Source organism: Pseudomonas sp. B40(2017) (assembly GCF_002112855.1).
Taxonomy (GTDB): Bacteria; Pseudomonadota; Gammaproteobacteria; order Pseudomonadales; family Pseudomonadaceae; genus Aquipseudomonas; species Aquipseudomonas pharyngis.
Map to the genome: position 1 here is coordinate 1 of NZ_NEIT01000008.1, position 17,253 is coordinate 17,253.

Here is a 17,253-nt window from a genome sequence, read left to right on the forward strand (position 1 = left end):
ATCGCCGATGGTAGTGTGGGGTTTCCCCATGTGAGAGTAGGTCATCGTCAAGATTAAATTCCGAAACCCCAATTGCGAAAGCAGTTGGGGTTTTGTTTTGTCCGCAAGAAAATGGGTTGTTTGAATTCTATGCAGCGGCCCGGTGCATGGCTATTATTCGGGCCTCATTCTGAGGCGAGACCTGCATGCTGACGTTGTTGAACCTTCTGAAGGATGGTCGATTCCATTCCGGTCAGGCCCTGGGCGTTGCTCTGGGAATTAGTCGAAGTGCGGTGTGGAAGCAGCTTCAGCATCTGGAGACGGAGCTTGGGTTATCCATACATAAAGTTCGAGGGCGGGGCTATCAATTGGCTTCGCCGCTGGCGTTGCTTGACTCGCTCGCAATAGAGGAAGGTCTTGCCGGCTGGTCTGTCAGTGTCTTCGATTCCATCGACTCAACTAATGCTGAATCGTTGCGAGCGGTAGATCGAGGGCGGGTTGCGCCTTTTCTAATACTGGCTGAGCGTCAGAGTTCCGGGCGCGGGCGCAGGGGGCGTAAATGGGTAAGCCCGTTTGCTGAAAACCTTTATTACAGCCTCGTGTTGCGTATCGATGGAGGGATGCGTCAGCTCGAGGGGTTAAGTCTCGTTGTCGGTCTCGCGGTCATGCAGACCCTGCGCGCGTTTGGGGTGCCAGGTGCGGGACTGAAATGGCCCAATGATGTTTTGGTCGGGCGAAAAAAAATTGCAGGCATCCTGCTGGAGCTCGTCGGAGATCCAGCGGACGTTTGTCATGTAGTGTTGGGCGTGGGCATTAATGTGAACATGCAGGCTACAGGCGAAGTCGATCAGCAATGGACTTCACTGCGTCTAGAGTCGGGTAAATCTTGTGATCGCAATATTCTGGCGGTTGAGCTGAGTAAGCAGCTGCAATTCTATCTGCGACGTCACCAGTCAGGCGGCTTCTCTGCGCTTCAGGCGGAGTGGGAGGCGAGCCATTTGTGGCAGGGGCAGCAGGTTTCTCTCACTGCCGGTGTCAATCAGGTAGAGGGTGTGGTGCTGGGAATCGATAATCAAGGCGCGCTGCGGCTAAAGGTAGATGGTGTGGAAAAGGTCTTTAGTGGTGGTGAGCTCAGCTTGAGGTTGCGTCATGATTCTTGAGCTCGATTGTGGAAACAGTTTTATCAAATGGCGGGTGCTGAGTGCAGAGTTGGGCGCCTTGGTCGCAGAAGGTGTGGTCGACTCTGATGGCGCCTTGGTCGACAGTCTTCGGTCGCTTGAGAAGATATCTCTCGGTAAATGTCGCCTTGTCAGCGTAAGAACTGAAGATGAGACCAATTTGCTTATTGGCTTGCTCAGGCGCGAGTTCGGCATTTCCGTTGTCTGTGCGTCGCCCGCTCGTGAGATGTCTGGCGTAACGAATGGTTACGACGACTATGAGCGCCTCGGTCTCGATCGCTGGCTGGCGATGCTTGGTGGTTTTCACCTGGCTAAAGGTGCTTGTCTGGTTCTTGATTTCGGGACGGCGGTGACCGCGGACTTTGTCTCCGCGGACGGTGAACATCTGGGAGGCTTCATTTGTCCTGGCATGCCGCTGATGCGTAATCAGTTGCGTACGCATACTCGGAAAATTCGCTATGGGGATCTGGCGGCGGAGCGGGCATTGGCGAGTCAGGCTCCTGGGCGCAACACGGCTGAGGCTGTAGAGCGTGGCTGTTCGTTGATGCTCAGGGGGTTCGTATTGACGCAGCTGGAGATGGCGCATTCCTATTGGGGTGATGACTACAGTGTCTTCATTACGGGTGGTGATGCCGAACTGGTCTCGGATGTTGCGCCTGACGCTCGGGTTGTTTCCGATCTGGTGTTCGTGGGTTTGGCTATGGCGTGTCCTTTGTCCTGAGGTTTGTATGCGTTGGTTGTTCCTTCTGCTTCTGGTACTCAATGTTTTTTATTACGTCTGGCATCAGCAGGAGGCCCCGCTACGCGCAAAGGATGTCACGCCGCTCAGTCTTTATCGTGGCTCGCAACAGGATATTCGCTTGCTGAGTGAGGCTGGTGGTGATGCTTCCCGTGAAAAAAGGACTGGAGGAAAGCCTGATGGGCAGTGCCTTTATGTGGGTGGTTTGGCGCGCCCCGAGTCTGCTCAGGCGTTGGAGCAGCGTTTGGCGGAGCTTGGTGCAAAAGTTCTTCCTTCGTCAAAAGAGTCTTCCGGCGGCTCATATTGGTTCCAGGTTACGCCCGAAACCCAGCGTTTGTTGGGTGATGCTCAGCTGCAAAACCTTTCCAAGGAATTCAATGAGTTAAAACATAAAATAATGCTGTGCGAGGGGGTTGCACCTACTGAATAGTTTGCATAGAATGGCGCCCGCTCCACAGCGAAGACCTGAAAAGGTAGCAGCAGCGGGGTGGTGTCAATGCAGCTAACCTCAGGTTTTTAAATGAGAAAATGCTTGACAGGGGTTTGGCATAGTATAGAATGCCGGCCTGATTAGGAGGGGTTCCCGAGCGGCCAAAGGGATCAGACTGTAAATCTGACGTCTACGACTTCGAAGGTTCGAATCCTTCTCCCTCCACCAGATTTTAGCGTGAGCTGCAGGCTCCGCGGGTATAGTTTAGTGGTAGAACCTCAGCCTTCCAAGCTGATGATGCGGGTTCGATTCCCGCTACCCGCTCCAAGTTTGCAGGTTGTGCAAAGTGTTACGCTCTTGTAGCTCAGTTGGTAGAGCACACCCTTGGTAAGGGTGAGGTCAGCGGTTCAAATCCGCTCAAGAGCTCCATATAACAAGGCAGATATGAAAATATCTGCCTTTGTTTTAATGGCTTGTGTTGTTTGCTCAATTTCTTCTGTTAGGGGTGATATCGATGGCTAAGGAAAAATTTGATCGTTCCCTGCCGCACGTCAACGTTGGCACCATCGGTCACGTAGACCACGGTAAAACCACGCTGACCGCTGCTCTGACTCGCGTCTGCTCCGAAGTTTTCGGTTCGGCCGTAGTTGAATTCGACAAGATCGACAGCGCTCCAGAAGAAAAGGCTCGCGGTATTACCATCAACACCGCGCACGTTGAGTACAACTCGAACATTCGTCACTACGCTCACGTTGACTGCCCAGGTCACGCTGACTACGTGAAGAACATGATCACTGGTGCTGCGCAGATGGACGGCGCGATCCTGGTTTGCTCGGCCGCTGATGGTCCGATGCCGCAAACCCGTGAGCACATCCTGCTGTCCCGTCAGGTAGGCGTTCCGTACATCGTGGTTTTCCTGAACAAGGCTGACCTGGTAGACGACGCTGAGCTGCTGGAACTGGTTGAGATGGAAGTTCGCGACCTGCTGTCCACCTATGACTTCCCAGGCGACGACACTCCGATCATCATCGGTTCTGCTCGTATGGCGCTGGAAGGCAAAGACGACAACGAAATGGGCACCACCGCTGTTAAGAAGCTGGTGGAAACTCTGGACAGCTACATCCCAGAGCCAGAGCGTGCTATCGACAAGCCGTTCCTGATGCCAATCGAAGACGTGTTCTCGATCTCGGGTCGCGGTACTGTTGTGACTGGTCGTATCGAGCGCGGTATCGTTCGCGTTCAAGACGCCCTGGAAATCGTTGGTCTGCGTGACACCACCACCACCACCTGCACTGGTGTTGAGATGTTCCGCAAGCTGCTGGACGAAGGTCGTGCTGGCGAAAACTGCGGCGTTCTGCTGCGTGGCACCAAGCGTGACGACGTTGAGCGTGGTCAGGTTCTGGTTAAGCCGGGTTCGGTTAAGCCACACACCAAGTTCACCGCAGAAGTTTACGTTCTGAGCAAGGAAGAAGGTGGTCGTCACACTCCGTTCTTCAAGGGCTACCGTCCGCAGTTCTACTTCCGTACTACTGACGTGACTGGTAACTGCGAGCTGCCAGAAGGCGTTGAAATGGTAATGCCAGGTGACAACATTCAGATGACTGTTACCCTGATCAAAACCATCGCGATGGAAGACGGTCTGCGTTTCGCAATCCGTGAAGGTGGTCGTACCGTTGGTGCTGGCGTAGTGGCCAAGATCATCGAGTAAACAGTTGTAATGTCTTTTTCAGGCCGGCATAATGGTCGGCCTGATTTTGTTTTAGGTCAGTAGCTCAATTGGCAGAGCGACGGTCTCCAAAACCGTAGGTTGGGGGTTCGATTCCCTCCTGACCTGCCAGATTCACTTGGTGTGTCTGGCTTTCTTTTCACAGGATCTTCATAGATGACTCCTAAAGCTGAAGCTCAAGGCTCTCGCTTCGATTTGCTCAAGTGGCTTGTAGTAGTCGCTTTGGTAATTGTTGGCGTTGTCGGTAATCAGTATTACGCTGCTTCGCCGATCCTGTACCGTGTACTCGTATTGCTTGTCATTGCTGCTGTAGCTGCCTTTGTAGGCCTGCAGACTGCCAAGGGCAAATCTTTCTTTGTACTGGTTAAGGAAGCTCGCACCGAGATTCGTAAAGTCGTATGGCCAACTCGCCAAGAAACCACGCAGACCACACTGATTGTTGTGGCTGTTGTCCTGGTTATGGCGTTGCTGTTGTGGGGGCTTGATTCCCTGCTCGGTTGGCTTGTTTCCTTGATTGTCGGCTAAGGGTGTCCCGTGGCTAAGCGTTGGTACGTTGTGCATGCTTACTCGGGTTACGAGAAGCATGTCATGCGTTCGTTGATCGAGCGTGTAAAACTGGCTGGCATGGAAGATGGCTTCGGCGAAATTCTGGTTCCCACTGAAGAAGTGGTTGAAATGCGTAATGGCCAGAAACGCAAAAGCGAGCGCAAATTCTTCCCAGGTTATGTGCTGGTTCAGATGGATATGAACGAGGGTACTTGGCACTTGGTCAAGGATACTCCTCGGGTGATGGGTTTTATCGGCGGTACTGCTGATAAGCCGGCACCAATCACCGATAAAGAAGCTGAGGCGATTTTGCGTCGCGTTGCCGATGGTAGCGACAAGCCGAAGCCAAAGACGTTGTTCGAGCCAGGCGAAACCGTTCGAGTCAATGACGGGCCGTTCGCTGACTTTAACGGCGTTGTTGAAGAAGTTAACTACGAAAAGAGCCGGATCCAAGTGGCAGTGCTCATTTTCGGACGCTCTACTCCGGTAGAGTTGGAGTTCAGTCAGGTCGAAAAGGTCTAGCTGAGCAAGCATCCCAACCCCGCAGCCCTAGGCTGTGGGGTTTTGTCGTCACTGGGATAAACGCGCAAGTAACCGGGGAGCCTTTCGAGGCGTTCGAACCCGTAATTGGAGTGCCTCATGGCCAAGAAGATTACCGCTTACATCAAGCTGCAAGTGAAGGCCGCTCAGGCTAACCCAAGCCCACCTGTTGGTCCTGCTCTGGGTCAGCACGGCGTGAACATCATGGAATTCTGCAAAGCTTTCAACGCCCGTACCCAGGGTCTGGAAGCTGGTCTGCCGACTCCAGTGATCATCACTGTCTACAGCGACCGTAGCTTCACTTTCGAAACCAAATCCACCCCTGCTTCGGTTCTGCTGAAGAAGGCGGCCGGTCTGACCAGCGGTTCCGCTCGTCCGAACACCGTTAAGGTTGGCACTGTTACCCGTGCTCAGCTGGAAGAAATCGCGAAAACCAAAAACGCGGATCTGACTGCAGCTGATATGGATGCAGCCGTGCGTACTATCGCCGGTTCTGCTCGTAGCATGGGCCTTAACGTGGAGGGTGTGTAATGGCTAAGCTGACCAAGCGTCAAAAGGCTATCGCCGGCAAAATCGAAGCAGGCAAGGCCTACAACATTGTAGACGCCGCTGCACTGCTGGCCGAGCTGTCGACTGTCAAGTTCAGCGAGTCGTTCGACGTAGCTGTAAACCTGGGCGTAGACCCGCGTAAATCCGACCAGGTTGTTCGTAGCGCTACTGTGCTGCCACACGGCACTGGCAAGACTGTTCGCGTTGCTGTGTTCACCCAGGGTCCAGCTGCTGAGGCCGCTCTGGCTGCCGGCGCTGACCGTGTAGGTATGGACGACCTGGCTGCCGAAATGAAAGGCGGCGACCTGAACTATGACGTAGTGATCGCATCCCCGGATGCCATGCGCGTTGTAGGTCAACTGGGTCAGATCCTCGGTCCACGTGGTCTGATGCCTAACCCGAAAGTCGGCACTGTTACCCCTGACGTCGCTACCGCGGTTAAAAATGCCAAGGCTGGTCAGGTTCGTTATCGCACCGACAAAAACGGCATCATCCACACTTCCGTTGGCAAGATCGGCTTCGATGCCGTCAAGCTGAAGGAAAACGTTGAAGCCCTGATCGCTGATCTGAAGCGTATCAAGCCAGCTTCTTCGAAAGGTATCTACGTCAAGCGCGTTACCCTGAGCACCACTATGGGCCCAGGTCTGGTTATCGACCAGAGCTCGCTGGACGCGTAAGACAAAAATTGGCGCAGTTGACTGCGCCAATTGAAAGATTGGGGTCCCTGCCTGGCGGGGGCTATCCAAGACCGTAGGCGACGCAAGTCTTAAACCTCAAGCCTACGCAGATGGTGCTCCCGGTTCCTTACCGAATCAGACACCAAAACGACATTCGGTTTCGATCGAATGAAACGGTAACAAGCAGGAGTTAAACCCGTGGCAATTAATCTCGAAGACAAGAAGGCCATCGTCGCTGAAGTCAACGAGGCTGCCAAAGTCGCTCTGTCCGCTGTCGTGGTTGATGCCCGTGGCGTAACAGTAGGCGCAATGACCGGACTCCGTAAAGAGGCTCGTGAAGCTGGCGTTTACGTACGTGTTGTACGTAACACCCTGCTCAAGCGCGCTGTTGCTGGCACTTCGTATGAAGTGCTGAACGACGCGTTCACTGGCCCGACCCTGATCGCATTCTCCAACGAACACCCGGGCGCTGCTGCTCGTCTGTTCAAGGAATTTGCCAAGGGTCAGGATAAGTTCGAGATCAAGGCAGCATCGTTTGAGGGCAAGTTCCTCGCAGCGAATGAGATCGACGTGCTGGCAAGCCTGCCAACTCGCGACGAAGCTATTGCGAAACTGATGAGCGTGATTCAAGGCGCTACCAGCAAGCTGGCTCGTACTCTGGCGGCAATTCGCGATCAGAAAGAAGCAGCTGCAGCCTGAGGCTGAGCGTTTCCACTCTCGCGTATTTTTGTTTATTTCGACGGCCGTACAGGCTGTCCACCAAATCAGGAATTGAGTCATGTCTCTGACTAACGAACAAATCATCGAAGCAATCGGCCAGAAAACCGTTCTGGAAGTTGTTGAGCTGATCAAAGCAATGGAAGAAACCTTCGGCGTGACCGCTGCTGTTGCTGCTGCTGGTCCAGCTGCTGCTGCCGCTGTTGTTGAAGAGCAAACCGAGTTCAACGTTGTTCTGGTTGAAGCCGGCGAGAAGAAAGTAAACGTGATCAAGGCAGTTCGTGAACTGACCGGTCTGGGCCTGAAAGAAGCCAAAGAGAAAGTCGACGGCGCTCCTCAGGTTGTAGCTGAAGGCGTTTCGAAAGAAGCGGCTGAAGACGCTAAGAAGAAGCTGGAAGAAGCAGGCGCTAAAGTCGAGCTGAAGTAAGCATCGACTTTGCACCTCCAGCCCGAGCGTCAAGCGACAGGCTGATGGCTGGTGGCTCTTGCCACCGGCCTTTTTCCGTTATTGGCAGCCGACTGGGTCGGTGTCGATAGCGAGCTGTAACCACCCGATGCGGTGGCGCAAACCATGGGGTTTGCACGATTTTCTGGCTGCTCCCGTCGGGAGGGGCCAAACAAGCAGGTGACCAAGCTGGGGAACGCTGATGGCTTACTCATATACTGAGAAAAAACGTATCCGCAAGGACTTTAGCAAGTTGCCGGACGTCATGGATGTGCCTTACCTCCTGGCCATCCAGCTGGATTCGTATCGTGAATTCTTGCAAGCGGGAGCGACTAAAGATCAGTTCCGCGACGTGGGCCTGCATGCGGCCTTCAAATCCGTTTTCCCGATCATCAGCTACTCCGGCAATGCTGCGCTGGAGTACGTCGGTTATCGCTTGGGCGAACCGGCATTTGATGTCAAAGAATGCGTATTGCGCGGTGTAACTTTCGCCGTACCTTTGCGGGTAAAAGTGCGCCTGATCATTTTCGACAAAGAATCGTCGAACAAAGCGATCAAGGACATCAAAGAGCAAGAAGTCTACATGGGTGAAATCCCATTGATGACTGAGAACGGTACCTTCGTAATCAACGGTACCGAGCGTGTTATCGTTTCCCAGCTGCACCGTTCCCCGGGCGTGTTCTTCGACCACGACCGTGGCAAGACGCACAGCTCCGGCAAGCTGCTGTACTCCGCGCGCATCATTCCTTACCGCGGTTCGTGGCTGGACTTCGAGTTCGACCCGAAAGACTGCGTATTCGTGCGTATCGACCGTCGTCGCAAGCTGCCGGCCTCGGTACTGCTGCGCGCGCTCGGTTATACCACCGAGGAAGTGCTGGACGCGTTCTACACCACCAACGTATTCCACGTGAAAGGCGAAGGCCTGAGCCTGGAGCTGGTGCCTCAGCGCCTGCGTGGTGAAGTTGCTGTTCTCGACATCCAGGATGACAAAGGCAAGGTGATCGTTGAGCAGGGCCGTCGTATTACTGCCCGCCACATCAACCAGCTGGAAAAAGCCGGGATCAAAGAGCTGGACGTGCCTCTGGATTACGTTCTGGGTCGTACCACCGCCAAGGCCATCGTGCACCCGGCTACCGGTGAAATCCTGGCAGAGTGCAACACCGAGCTGTCGACCGAGATCCTGGCGAAAATCGCCAAGGCCGGCGTCGTACGCATCGAAACTCTGTACACCAACGACATCGACTGCGGTCCGTTCGTCTCCGACACGCTGAAGATCGACTCCACCAGCAACCAATTGGAAGCGCTGGTCGAGATCTATCGCATGATGCGTCCAGGCGAGCCGCCAACCAAGGACGCTGCCGAGACCCTGTTCAACAACCTGTTCTTCAGCCCTGAGCGCTATGACCTGTCTGCGGTCGGCCGGATGAAGTTCAACCGTCGTATCGGTCGTACCGAGATCGAAGGTTCGGGCGTGCTGTGCAAGGAAGACATCGTCGCGGTACTGAAGACTCTGGTCGACATCCGTAACGGTAAAGGCATCGTCGACGACATCGACCACCTGGGTAACCGTCGTGTTCGCTGTGTAGGCGAGATGGCAGAGAACCAGTTCCGCGTTGGCCTGGTACGTGTTGAGCGTGCGGTCAAAGAGCGTCTGTCGATGGCTGAAAGCGAAGGCCTGATGCCGCAAGACCTGATCAACGCCAAGCCAGTGGCTGCGGCGGTGAAAGAGTTCTTCGGTTCCAGCCAGCTGTCGCAGTTCATGGACCAGAACAACCCGCTGTCCGAGATCACCCACAAGCGTCGTGTCTCTGCACTCGGCCCTGGCGGTCTGACTCGTGAGCGCGCGGGCTTCGAAGTCCGTGACGTACACCCGACTCATTACGGTCGTGTCTGCCCGATTGAAACGCCGGAAGGTCCGAACATCGGTCTGATCAACTCTCTGGCTGCTTACGCTCGCACCAACCAGTACGGCTTCCTCGAGAGCCCGTACCGCGTGGTGAAGGAGGGTGTGGTCACCGACGACATCGTGTTCCTGTCCGCCATTGAAGAAGCCGATCACGTGATCGCGCAGGCTTCGGCGACCATGAGCGAGCAGAAAGTCCTGATCGACGAACTGGTAGCCGTACGTCACCTGAACGAATTCACCGTCAAGGCGCCGGAAGACGTCACCTTGATGGACGTTTCGCCGAAGCAGGTAGTTTCGGTTGCAGCGTCGCTGATTCCGTTCCTCGAGCACGACGACGCCAACCGTGCGTTGATGGGTTCGAACATGCAGCGTCAAGCTGTACCAACCCTGCGCGCTGACAAGCCGCTGGTCGGTACCGGCATGGAGCGTAACGTGGCTCGCGACTCCGGCGTTTGCGTCGTGGCTCGTCGTGGCGGCGTGATCGACTCTGTTGATGCCAGCCGTATCGTGGTTCGCGTTGCCGATGACGAAGTTGAAACCGGCGAAGCTGGTGTCGACATCTACAACCTGACCAAATACACCCGCTCGAACCAGAACACCTGCATCAACCAGCGTCCGCTGGTGAGCAAGGGTGATCGTGTTCAGCGTGGCGACATCATGGCCGACGGTCCGTCCACCGACATGGGTGAACTGGCTCTGGGTCAGAACATGCGCATCGCGTTCATGGCATGGAACGGCTTCAACTTCGAAGACTCCATCTGCCTGTCCGAGCGTGTGGTTCAGGAAGACCGTTTCACCACGATCCACATTCAGGAACTGACCTGTGTGGCTCGTGACACCAAGCTTGGCCCAGAGGAAATCACTGCGGACATCCCTAACGTGGGTGAAGCTGCGCTGAACAAGCTGGACGAAGCCGGTATCGTTTACGTAGGTGCTGAAGTCGGCGCAGGCGACATCCTGGTAGGTAAGGTCACTCCGAAAGGCGAGACCCAACTCACTCCGGAAGAAAAACTGCTGCGCGCAATCTTCGGTGAGAAAGCCAGCGACGTTAAAGACACTTCCCTGCGTGTGCCAACCGGCACCAAAGGTACTGTCATCGACGTACAGGTCTTCACTCGTGACGGCGTTGAGCGTGATGCTCGTGCCCTGTCGATCGAGAAGTCCCAGCTGGACGAGATCCGCAAGGATCTGAACGAAGAGTTCCGCATCGTTGAAGGCGCGACCTTCGAGCGTCTGCGTTCCGCTCTGGTAGGCCACAAGGCTGAAGGTGGCGCGGGCCTGAAGAAAGGTCAGGACATCACCGACGAAGTACTCGACGGTCTTGAGCATGGTCAGTGGTTCAAACTGCGCATGGCTGAAGATGCTCTGAACGAGCAGCTCGAGAAGGCCCAGGCCTACATCGTTGATCGTCGCCGTCTGCTGGACGACAAGTTCGAAGACAAGAAGCGCAAACTGCAGCAGGGCGATGACCTGGCTCCAGGTGTGCTGAAAATCGTCAAGGTTTACCTGGCAATCCGTCGTCGCATCCAGCCGGGCGACAAGATGGCCGGTCGTCACGGTAACAAAGGTGTGGTCTCCGTGATCATGCCGGTTGAAGACATGCCGCACGATGCCAATGGCACACCGGTCGACGTCGTCCTCAACCCACTGGGCGTACCTTCGCGTATGAACGTTGGTCAGATCCTTGAAACCCACCTCGGCCTCGCGGCCAAAGGTCTGGGCGAGAAGATCAACCGGATGGTCGAAGAGCAGCGTAAAGTCGCTGAACTGCGCACCTTCCTGGACGAGATCTACAACCAGATCGGCGGTCGTAACGAAGATCTGGACAGCTTCTCCGATCAGGAAATCCTGGATCTGGCTAAGAACCTGCGTGGCGGTGTTCCAATGGCCACTCCAGTGTTCGACGGTGCCAAGGAAAGCGAAATCAAGGCCATGCTGAAACTGGCAGACCTGCCAGAAAGCGGCCAGATGCAGCTGACCGACGGCCGTACCGGCAACAAGTTCGAGCGTCCAGTTACCGTTGGCTACATGTACATGCTGAAGCTGAACCACTTGGTAGACGACAAGATGCACGCGCGTTCTACCGGTTCGTACAGCCTGGTTACCCAGCAGCCGCTGGGTGGTAAGGCGCAGTTCGGTGGTCAGCGTTTCGGGGAGATGGAGGTCTGGGCACTGGAAGCATACGGTGCTGCTTACACTCTGCAAGAAATGCTCACAGTGAAGTCGGACGATGTGAACGGCCGGACCAAGATGTACAAAAACATCGTGGACGGCGATCACCGTATGGAGCCGGGCATGCCCGAGTCCTTCAACGTGTTGATCAAGGAAATTCGTTCCCTCGGCATCGATATCGATCTGGAAACCGAATAACACGTGACGCGATCGAGAGCGGGGCAGGATTGCCCGCTCTCTGCTCCGCCAGGAGGAAAGGCCTTGAAAGACCTACTGAATTTGCTGAAAAACCAGGGTCAAGTCGAAGAGTTCGACGCCATCCGTATCGGATTGGCCTCGCCTGAGATGATCCGCTCGTGGTCGTTCGGTGAAGTTAAAAAGCCGGAAACCATCAACTACCGTACGTTCAAACCTGAGCGTGACGGTCTGTTCTGCGCCAAGATCTTTGGCCCGGTAAAGGATTACGAGTGCCTGTGCGGTAAGTACAAGCGCTTGAAGCACCGTGGTGTGATCTGCGAGAAGTGCGGCGTTGAAGTTGCACTGGCCAAGGTTCGTCGTGAGCGCATGGCGCACATCGAACTGGCTTCGCCGGTTGCCCACATCTGGTTCCTGAAATCGCTGCCGTCCCGTATCGGCCTGCTGATGGACATGACCCTGCGTGATATCGAACGCGTTCTCTACTTCGAGAGCTATGTCGTTATCGATCCGGGCATGACCACTCTTGAAAAAGGTCAGCTGCTGAACGACGAGCAGTACTTCGAAGCGCTGGAAGAGTTCGGTGACGATTTCGACGCCCGCATGGGTGCCGAAGCTGTCCGCGAACTGCTGCACGCTATCGACTTGGAGCACGAGATCGGCCGTCTGCGTGAAGAAATTCCGCAAACCAACTCCGAAACCAAGATCAAGAAGCTGTCCAAGCGTCTGAAGTTGATGGAAGCCTTCCAGGGCTCCGGCAACCTGCCAGAGTGGATGGTGCTGACCGTTCTGCCGGTTCTGCCGCCAGATCTGCGTCCACTGGTTCCACTGGATGGCGGTCGTTTCGCGACTTCCGACCTCAACGATCTGTATCGTCGAGTGATCAACCGTAACAACCGTTTGAAGCGCCTGCTGGATCTGTCCGCTCCGGACATCATCGTGCGCAACGAAAAGCGTATGTTGCAGGAAGCTGTCGATGCACTGCTCGACAACGGTCGTCGTGGCCGCGCTATCACAGGTTCCAACAAGCGTCCTCTGAAATCCCTGGCTGACATGATCAAGGGTAAGCAAGGTCGTTTCCGTCAGAACTTGCTCGGTAAGCGTGTTGACTACTCCGGTCGTTCGGTAATTACCGTTGGTCCGACCCTGCGTCTGCACCAGTGCGGTCTGCCGAAGAAGATGGCTCTCGAGCTGTTCAAGCCGTTCATTTTCGGCAAGCTGGAAATGCGTGGTCTGGCGACCACCATCAAAGCGGCCAAGAAAATGGTCGAGCGCGAACTGCCAGAGGTTTGGGACGTTCTCGCTGAAGTGATTCGCGAACACCCGGTTCTGCTCAACCGTGCACCGACCCTTCACCGTCTGGGTATCCAGGCGTTTGAACCGGTACTGATCGAAGGTAAGGCTATCCAGCTGCACCCTCTGGTCTGCGCCGCGTACAACGCCGACTTCGACGGCGACCAAATGGCCGTGCACGTACCGCTGACGCTGGAAGCCCAGCTCGAAGCGCGTGCGTTGATGATGTCGACCAACAACATTCTGTCGCCAGCCAACGGTGAGCCAATCATCGTTCCGTCGCAGGACGTTGTATTGGGTCTCTACTACATGACTCGTGAAGCGATCAACGCCAAGGGCGAAGGTCGTGTGTTCGCGGATCTGCAGGAAGTTGACCGTGTGTTCCGTGCCGGCGAAGCCGCACTGCACGCCAAGATCAAGGTTCGTATCAACGAAACCGTGAACGATCGTGACGGCAACAGCGTGAACAACACCCGTATCGTCGACACCACTGTCGGCCGTGCGCTGCTGTTCCAGGTTGTGCCAAAAGGTCTGTCGTTCGACGTCGTCAACCTGCCGATGAAGAAAAAGGCGATCTCCAAGCTGATCAACCAGTGCTACCGCGTGGTTGGTCTGAAAGAGACCGTGATCTTCGCTGACCAGTTGATGTACACCGGTTTTGCCTACTCGACCATTTCCGGCGTTTCCATCGGTGTTAACGACTTCGTTATCCCGGACGAAAAAGCCCGCATCATCGGTGCTGCCACCGACGAAGTGAAAGAAATCGAGAGCCAGTACGCCTCCGGCCTGGTAACCCAGGGCGAGAAGTACAACAAAGTGATCGACCTTTGGTCGAAAGCGAACGACGAAGTCTCCAAGGCGATGATGGCCAACCTCTCGAAAGAGAAAGTCATCGACCGTCACGGCGACGAAGTCGAGCAAGAATCGTTCAACTCGATGTACATGATGGCCGACTCGGGTGCGCGGGGTTCCGCAGCACAGATTCGTCAGCTGGCCGGTATGCGTGGTCTGATGGCCAAGCCGGACGGTTCCATCATTGAAACGCCGATTACTGCGAACTTCCGTGAAGGTCTGAGCGTACTCCAGTACTTCATCTCGACTCACGGTGCTCGTAAAGGTCTGGCGGATACCGCGTTGAAAACTGCGAACTCCGGTTACCTGACTCGTCGTCTGGTAGACGTGGCGCAGGATCTGGTCGTGACCGAGATCGATTGCGGCACCGAACACGGTCTGCTGATGACTCCGCACATTGAAGGCGGTGACGTTGTAGAACCGTTGGGTGAGCGCGTATTGGGTCGTGTCATCGCCCGTGACGTATTCAAGCCGGGTACCGAGGACGTTATCGTTCCTGCAGGCACTCTGGTAGACGAGAAGTGGGTTGAGTTCATCGAGCTGAACAGCATCGACGAAGTAATCGTGCGTTCGCCGATCAGCTGCGAAACCCGCTATGGCATTTGCGCCAAGTGCTACGGCCGTGACCTGGCTCGTGGTCACCAGGTGAACATCGGTGAAGCGGTCGGCGTTATCGCTGCCCAGTCCATCGGTGAGCCGGGTACCCAGCTGACGATGCGTACGTTCCACATCGGTGGTGCGGCAAGCCGTACTTCCGCAGCCGACAGCGTTCAGGTGAAGAATGGCGGTACCGTCCGTCTGCACAACCTGAAACACGTTGAGCGTGTGGATGGCAACCTGGTTGCCGTGTCTCGTTCCGGTGAGCTGGCAATCGCTGACGACTTCGGTCGTGAGCGCGAGCGTTACAAGCTGCCGTACGGTGCCGTGATTTCGGTTAAAGAAGGTGACAAGGTCGACGCTGGCGCAATCGTGGCCAAGTGGGATCCGCACACTCACCCGATCGTTACCGAAATGAAAGGTACCGTGACCTACGTGGGCATGGAAGAAGGCATCACGATCAAGCGTCAGACTGACGAATTGACCGGTATGACCAACATTGAAGTACTCGATGCCAAAGACCGTCCGGCCGCTGGCAAGGACATCCGTCCTGCGGTGAAGATGGTCGATGACAACGGCAAGGATCTGTTGCTGCCAGGCACTGACGTTATCGCTCAGTACTTCCTGCCAGCCAACGCCCTGGTCGGTGTTGCGGACGGTGCGAAGATTGCGATCGGTGACGTTATCGCTCGTATCCCGCAAGAAACTTCGAAAACCCGTGACATCACCGGTGGTCTGCCGCGTGTTGCCGACCTGTTCGAAGCCCGTCGTCCGAAAGAAGCGTCGATTCTGGCTGAAGTCAGCGGCACCATCGCGTTCGGTAAAGAGACCAAGGGCAAGCGCCGTCTGGTCATTACCCCGAACGACGGTAGCGATCCGTACGAAGAGCTGATTCCGAAGTGGCGTCACCTGAACGTGTTCGAAGGCGAACAGGTAAACCGCGGCGAAGTTATCTCCGACGGTCCGAGCGATCCGCACGACATCCTGCGTCTGCTGGGTGTAAGCGCGTTGGCCAAGTACATCGTCAACGAGATCCAGGACGTTTACCGCCTGCAAGGCGTGAAGATCAACGACAAGCACATCGAGACCATCCTGCGTCAGATGCTGCGTAAAGTTGAGATCTCCGAGTCCGGCGACTCCAGCTTCATCAAGGGCGACCAGATGGAACTGACTCACGTACTGGTGGAAAACGAGCGCTTGGCGACCGAAGACAAATTCGTGTCCAAGTTCACTCGCGTGCTGCTGGGTATCACCAAGGCGTCGTTGTCGACTGAATCGTTCATCTCGGCGGCCTCCTTCCAGGAGACCACTCGCGTACTGACCGAAGCAGCGGTAACTGGCAAGCGCGATTACCTGCGCGGCCTGAAAGAAAACGTGGTTGTGGGTCGTCTGATCCCGGCCGGTACCGGTCTGGCTTATCACAGCGAGCGCAAGCGTCGTCGTGATGCAGACAAGCCGTTGCGCGTAAGCGCCAGTGAAGTGGAAGCTGCACTGACCGAAGCGCTGAACTCGAGCGGTAACTGAGTTCTGCGAAAAATGAGCTGAGGCCCTGATCAAGCCGTTCATCGAATCGAGACAATTTGTCGAGGTTCGACGAGCGGGGAGGTCGGGGCCTTGCCTTGACTGGGGACAAGATCCTCTTTAGACTCTTGATCCCCTAAATTTGGCGGGATTCGTTCCTGCCATTTTGCTTTTCTTGCAAGACAATAGCGTCGCAAGACAACAGTGGAGCTAGTAGATGGCAACTATCAACCAGCTGGTACGTCAGCCGCGTAAGCGTATCGTCGAGAAATCCGACGTGCCTGCGCTGCAGAACTGCCCGCAACGTCGTGGCGTGTGCACCCGTGTGTACACCACTACGCCGAAAAAACCTAACTCGGCACTGCGTAAAGTATGCCGTGTGCGTCTGACCAACGGTTTCGAGGTTTCCTCGTACATCGGTGGTGAAGGCCACAACCTGCAAGAGCACAGCGTGGTGCTGATCCGCGGCGGTCGTGTAAAAGACTTGCCAGGTGTTCGTTACCACACCGTTCGCGGCTCCTTGGATACTTCCGGCGTTAAAGGCCGTAACCAGGGTCGTTCGAAGTACGGTACCAAGCGTCCGAAGTAATCGGCCGTTTTGCAGATTTTCATTTTATTGAGTCGATAAGAGTAAGGTCGGGCGCGCATCCATTGGATCTGTCCCGAGCTAACCTGAAGACCGTTTGAGGGCTTATCAATGCCAAGACGTCGCGTAGCAGCAAAGCGTGAGATTCTGGACGATCCGAAATACGGAAGCCAAATCCTCGCCAAATTCATGAACCACGTTATGGAAAGCGGCAAGAAAGCCGTTGCCGAGCGTATCGTTTATGGTGCCCTGGAAACCGTTGCGGCTCGCAAAACCGGCACCGATCCCCTGGAACTCTTCGAAAAAGCACTCGACGCCATCGCTCCGCTGGTCGAAGTGAAGTCGCGCCGCGTTGGTGGTGCTACTTACCAGGTTCCGGTCGAGGTTCGTCCGTCCCGTCGTAACGCTCTGGCAATGCGCTGGTTGGTAGACTTCGCCCGCAAGCGTGGCGAGAAGTCTATGGCTCTGCGCTTGGCTGGCGAGCTGCTGGATGCTGCTGAAGGTAAAGGTGCTGCTGTTAAGAAGCGTGAAGACGTGCACCGTATGGCCGAAGCTAACAAAGCTTTCTCGCACTACCGCTTCTAATTTTAGCTTCACTAATTTTG

The 17,253-nt window shown here is 55.5% G+C and carries 14 protein-coding genes and 4 tRNA genes; all 18 read left to right on the forward strand.

Annotated features, from left to right (window positions below):
• The first annotated feature begins 185 nt into the window (after nt 1-185).
• The 18 genes from birA to rpsG all read left to right on the forward strand — a co-directional run bounded on the left by birA (nt 186) and on the right by rpsG (nt 17,233).
• A complete protein-coding gene (birA, locus tag CAF76_RS22645) occupies nt 186-1,139 on the forward strand; it encodes a bifunctional biotin--[acetyl-CoA-carboxylase] ligase/biotin operon repressor BirA (RefSeq protein WP_085648641.1) in 954 nt (317 codons plus the stop codon).
• Entirely contained in the window at nt 1,129-1,878 is a 750-nt protein-coding gene (locus CAF76_RS22650; RefSeq protein ID WP_064599790.1) for a pantothenate kinase, read from the forward strand. The genes birA and CAF76_RS22650 overlap by 11 nt, the downstream gene beginning before the upstream one ends.
• A gap of 7 nt (nt 1,879-1,885) precedes the next feature.
• Nucleotides 1,886-2,326, forward strand: a complete 441-nt coding sequence (locus tag CAF76_RS22655) for a hypothetical protein (RefSeq protein WP_064599788.1) — start codon at nt 1,886-1,888, stop codon at nt 2,324-2,326.
• 143 nt (nt 2,327-2,469) lie between these two features.
• Nucleotides 2,470-2,554: transfer RNA gene (locus CAF76_RS22660), tRNA-Tyr, on the forward strand.
• Between the two features lie 25 nt (nt 2,555-2,579).
• Nucleotides 2,580-2,653 (forward strand) — tRNA-Gly (locus tag CAF76_RS22665).
• 26 nt (nt 2,654-2,679) lie between these two features.
• A tRNA-Thr gene (locus tag CAF76_RS22670) sits at nt 2,680-2,755 on the forward strand.
• A gap of 85 nt (nt 2,756-2,840) precedes the next feature.
• Nucleotides 2,841-4,034: an elongation factor Tu gene (gene tuf, locus CAF76_RS22675; RefSeq protein WP_010220303.1), complete on the forward strand. Its 1,194-nt coding sequence runs from the start codon at nt 2,841-2,843 to the stop codon at nt 4,032-4,034.
• 53 nt (nt 4,035-4,087) lie between these two features.
• A tRNA-Trp gene (locus CAF76_RS22680) sits at nt 4,088-4,163 on the forward strand.
• Between the two features lie 45 nt (nt 4,164-4,208).
• Nucleotides 4,209-4,577: a preprotein translocase subunit SecE gene (gene secE, locus CAF76_RS22685; protein ID WP_064599786.1), complete on the forward strand. Its 369-nt coding sequence runs from the start codon at nt 4,209-4,211 to the stop codon at nt 4,575-4,577.
• A gap of 9 nt (nt 4,578-4,586) precedes the next feature.
• Complete coding sequence (gene nusG, locus CAF76_RS22690) at nt 4,587-5,120, forward strand: transcription termination/antitermination protein NusG (protein ID WP_007957598.1); 534 nt, start codon at nt 4,587-4,589, stop codon at nt 5,118-5,120.
• A gap of 117 nt (nt 5,121-5,237) precedes the next feature.
• A complete protein-coding gene (rplK, locus tag CAF76_RS22695; protein WP_003228756.1) occupies nt 5,238-5,669 on the forward strand; it encodes a 50S ribosomal protein L11 in 432 nt (143 codons plus the stop codon).
• Nucleotides 5,669-6,364: a 50S ribosomal protein L1 gene (gene rplA, locus CAF76_RS22700; RefSeq protein ID WP_003228754.1), complete on the forward strand. Its 696-nt coding sequence runs from the start codon at nt 5,669-5,671 to the stop codon at nt 6,362-6,364. The genes rplK and rplA overlap by 1 nt, the downstream gene beginning before the upstream one ends.
• Nucleotides 6,365-6,562: 198 nt before the next feature.
• Nucleotides 6,563-7,063 (forward strand): 50S ribosomal protein L10, encoded by a 501-nt coding sequence (rplJ, locus tag CAF76_RS22705; protein ID WP_011336174.1) that lies wholly within the window; start codon nt 6,563-6,565, stop codon nt 7,061-7,063.
• 79 nt (nt 7,064-7,142) lie between these two features.
• Nucleotides 7,143-7,508: a 50S ribosomal protein L7/L12 gene (rplL, locus tag CAF76_RS22710; protein ID WP_007957596.1), complete on the forward strand. Its 366-nt coding sequence runs from the start codon at nt 7,143-7,145 to the stop codon at nt 7,506-7,508.
• A 220-nt stretch (nt 7,509-7,728) separates the two neighbouring features.
• Nucleotides 7,729-11,802, forward strand: coding sequence for a DNA-directed RNA polymerase subunit beta (rpoB, locus tag CAF76_RS22715; RefSeq protein ID WP_085648642.1), 4,074 nt, complete (start codon nt 7,729-7,731; stop codon nt 11,800-11,802).
• A 63-nt stretch (nt 11,803-11,865) separates the two neighbouring features.
• Nucleotides 11,866-16,065 (forward strand): DNA-directed RNA polymerase subunit beta', encoded by a 4,200-nt coding sequence (gene rpoC, locus CAF76_RS22720; protein ID WP_064599784.1) that lies wholly within the window; start codon nt 11,866-11,868, stop codon nt 16,063-16,065.
• Nucleotides 16,066-16,279: 214 nt separating this feature from the next.
• Nucleotides 16,280-16,651: a 30S ribosomal protein S12 gene (rpsL, locus tag CAF76_RS22725; protein WP_003186084.1), complete on the forward strand. Its 372-nt coding sequence runs from the start codon at nt 16,280-16,282 to the stop codon at nt 16,649-16,651.
• A gap of 108 nt (nt 16,652-16,759) precedes the next feature.
• Nucleotides 16,760-17,233 (forward strand): 30S ribosomal protein S7, encoded by a 474-nt coding sequence (gene rpsG / locus CAF76_RS22730; protein WP_007957592.1) that lies wholly within the window; start codon nt 16,760-16,762, stop codon nt 17,231-17,233.
• Nucleotides 17,234-17,253: the final 20 nt, after the last annotated feature.

What these genes read in the sequence shown, in the direction of transcription:
- secE (WP_064599786.1), top strand. Translation starts at nt 4,209, where the DNA reads ATGACTCCTAAAGCTGAAGCTCAAGGCTCTCGCTTCGATTTGCTCAAG.
- rplK (WP_003228756.1), top strand. Translation starts at nt 5,238, where the DNA reads ATGGCCAAGAAGATTACCGCTTACATCAAGCTGCAAGTGAAGGCCGCT.
- tuf (WP_010220303.1), top strand. Translation starts at nt 2,841, where the DNA reads ATGGCTAAGGAAAAATTTGATCGTTCCCTGCCGCACGTCAACGTTGGC.
- CAF76_RS22655 (WP_064599788.1), top strand. Translation starts at nt 1,886, where the DNA reads ATGCGTTGGTTGTTCCTTCTGCTTCTGGTACTCAATGTTTTTTATTAC.
- rplA (WP_003228754.1), top strand. Translation starts at nt 5,669, where the DNA reads ATGGCTAAGCTGACCAAGCGTCAAAAGGCTATCGCCGGCAAAATCGAA.
- CAF76_RS22650 (WP_064599790.1), top strand. Translation starts at nt 1,129, where the DNA reads ATGATTCTTGAGCTCGATTGTGGAAACAGTTTTATCAAATGGCGGGTG.
- birA (WP_085648641.1), top strand. Translation starts at nt 186, where the DNA reads ATGCTGACGTTGTTGAACCTTCTGAAGGATGGTCGATTCCATTCCGGT.
- rpoB (WP_085648642.1), top strand. Translation starts at nt 7,729, where the DNA reads ATGGCTTACTCATATACTGAGAAAAAACGTATCCGCAAGGACTTTAGC.
- rpsL (WP_003186084.1), top strand. Translation starts at nt 16,280, where the DNA reads ATGGCAACTATCAACCAGCTGGTACGTCAGCCGCGTAAGCGTATCGTC.
- rpsG (WP_007957592.1), top strand. Translation starts at nt 16,760, where the DNA reads ATGCCAAGACGTCGCGTAGCAGCAAAGCGTGAGATTCTGGACGATCCG.
- rplL (WP_007957596.1), top strand. Translation starts at nt 7,143, where the DNA reads ATGTCTCTGACTAACGAACAAATCATCGAAGCAATCGGCCAGAAAACC.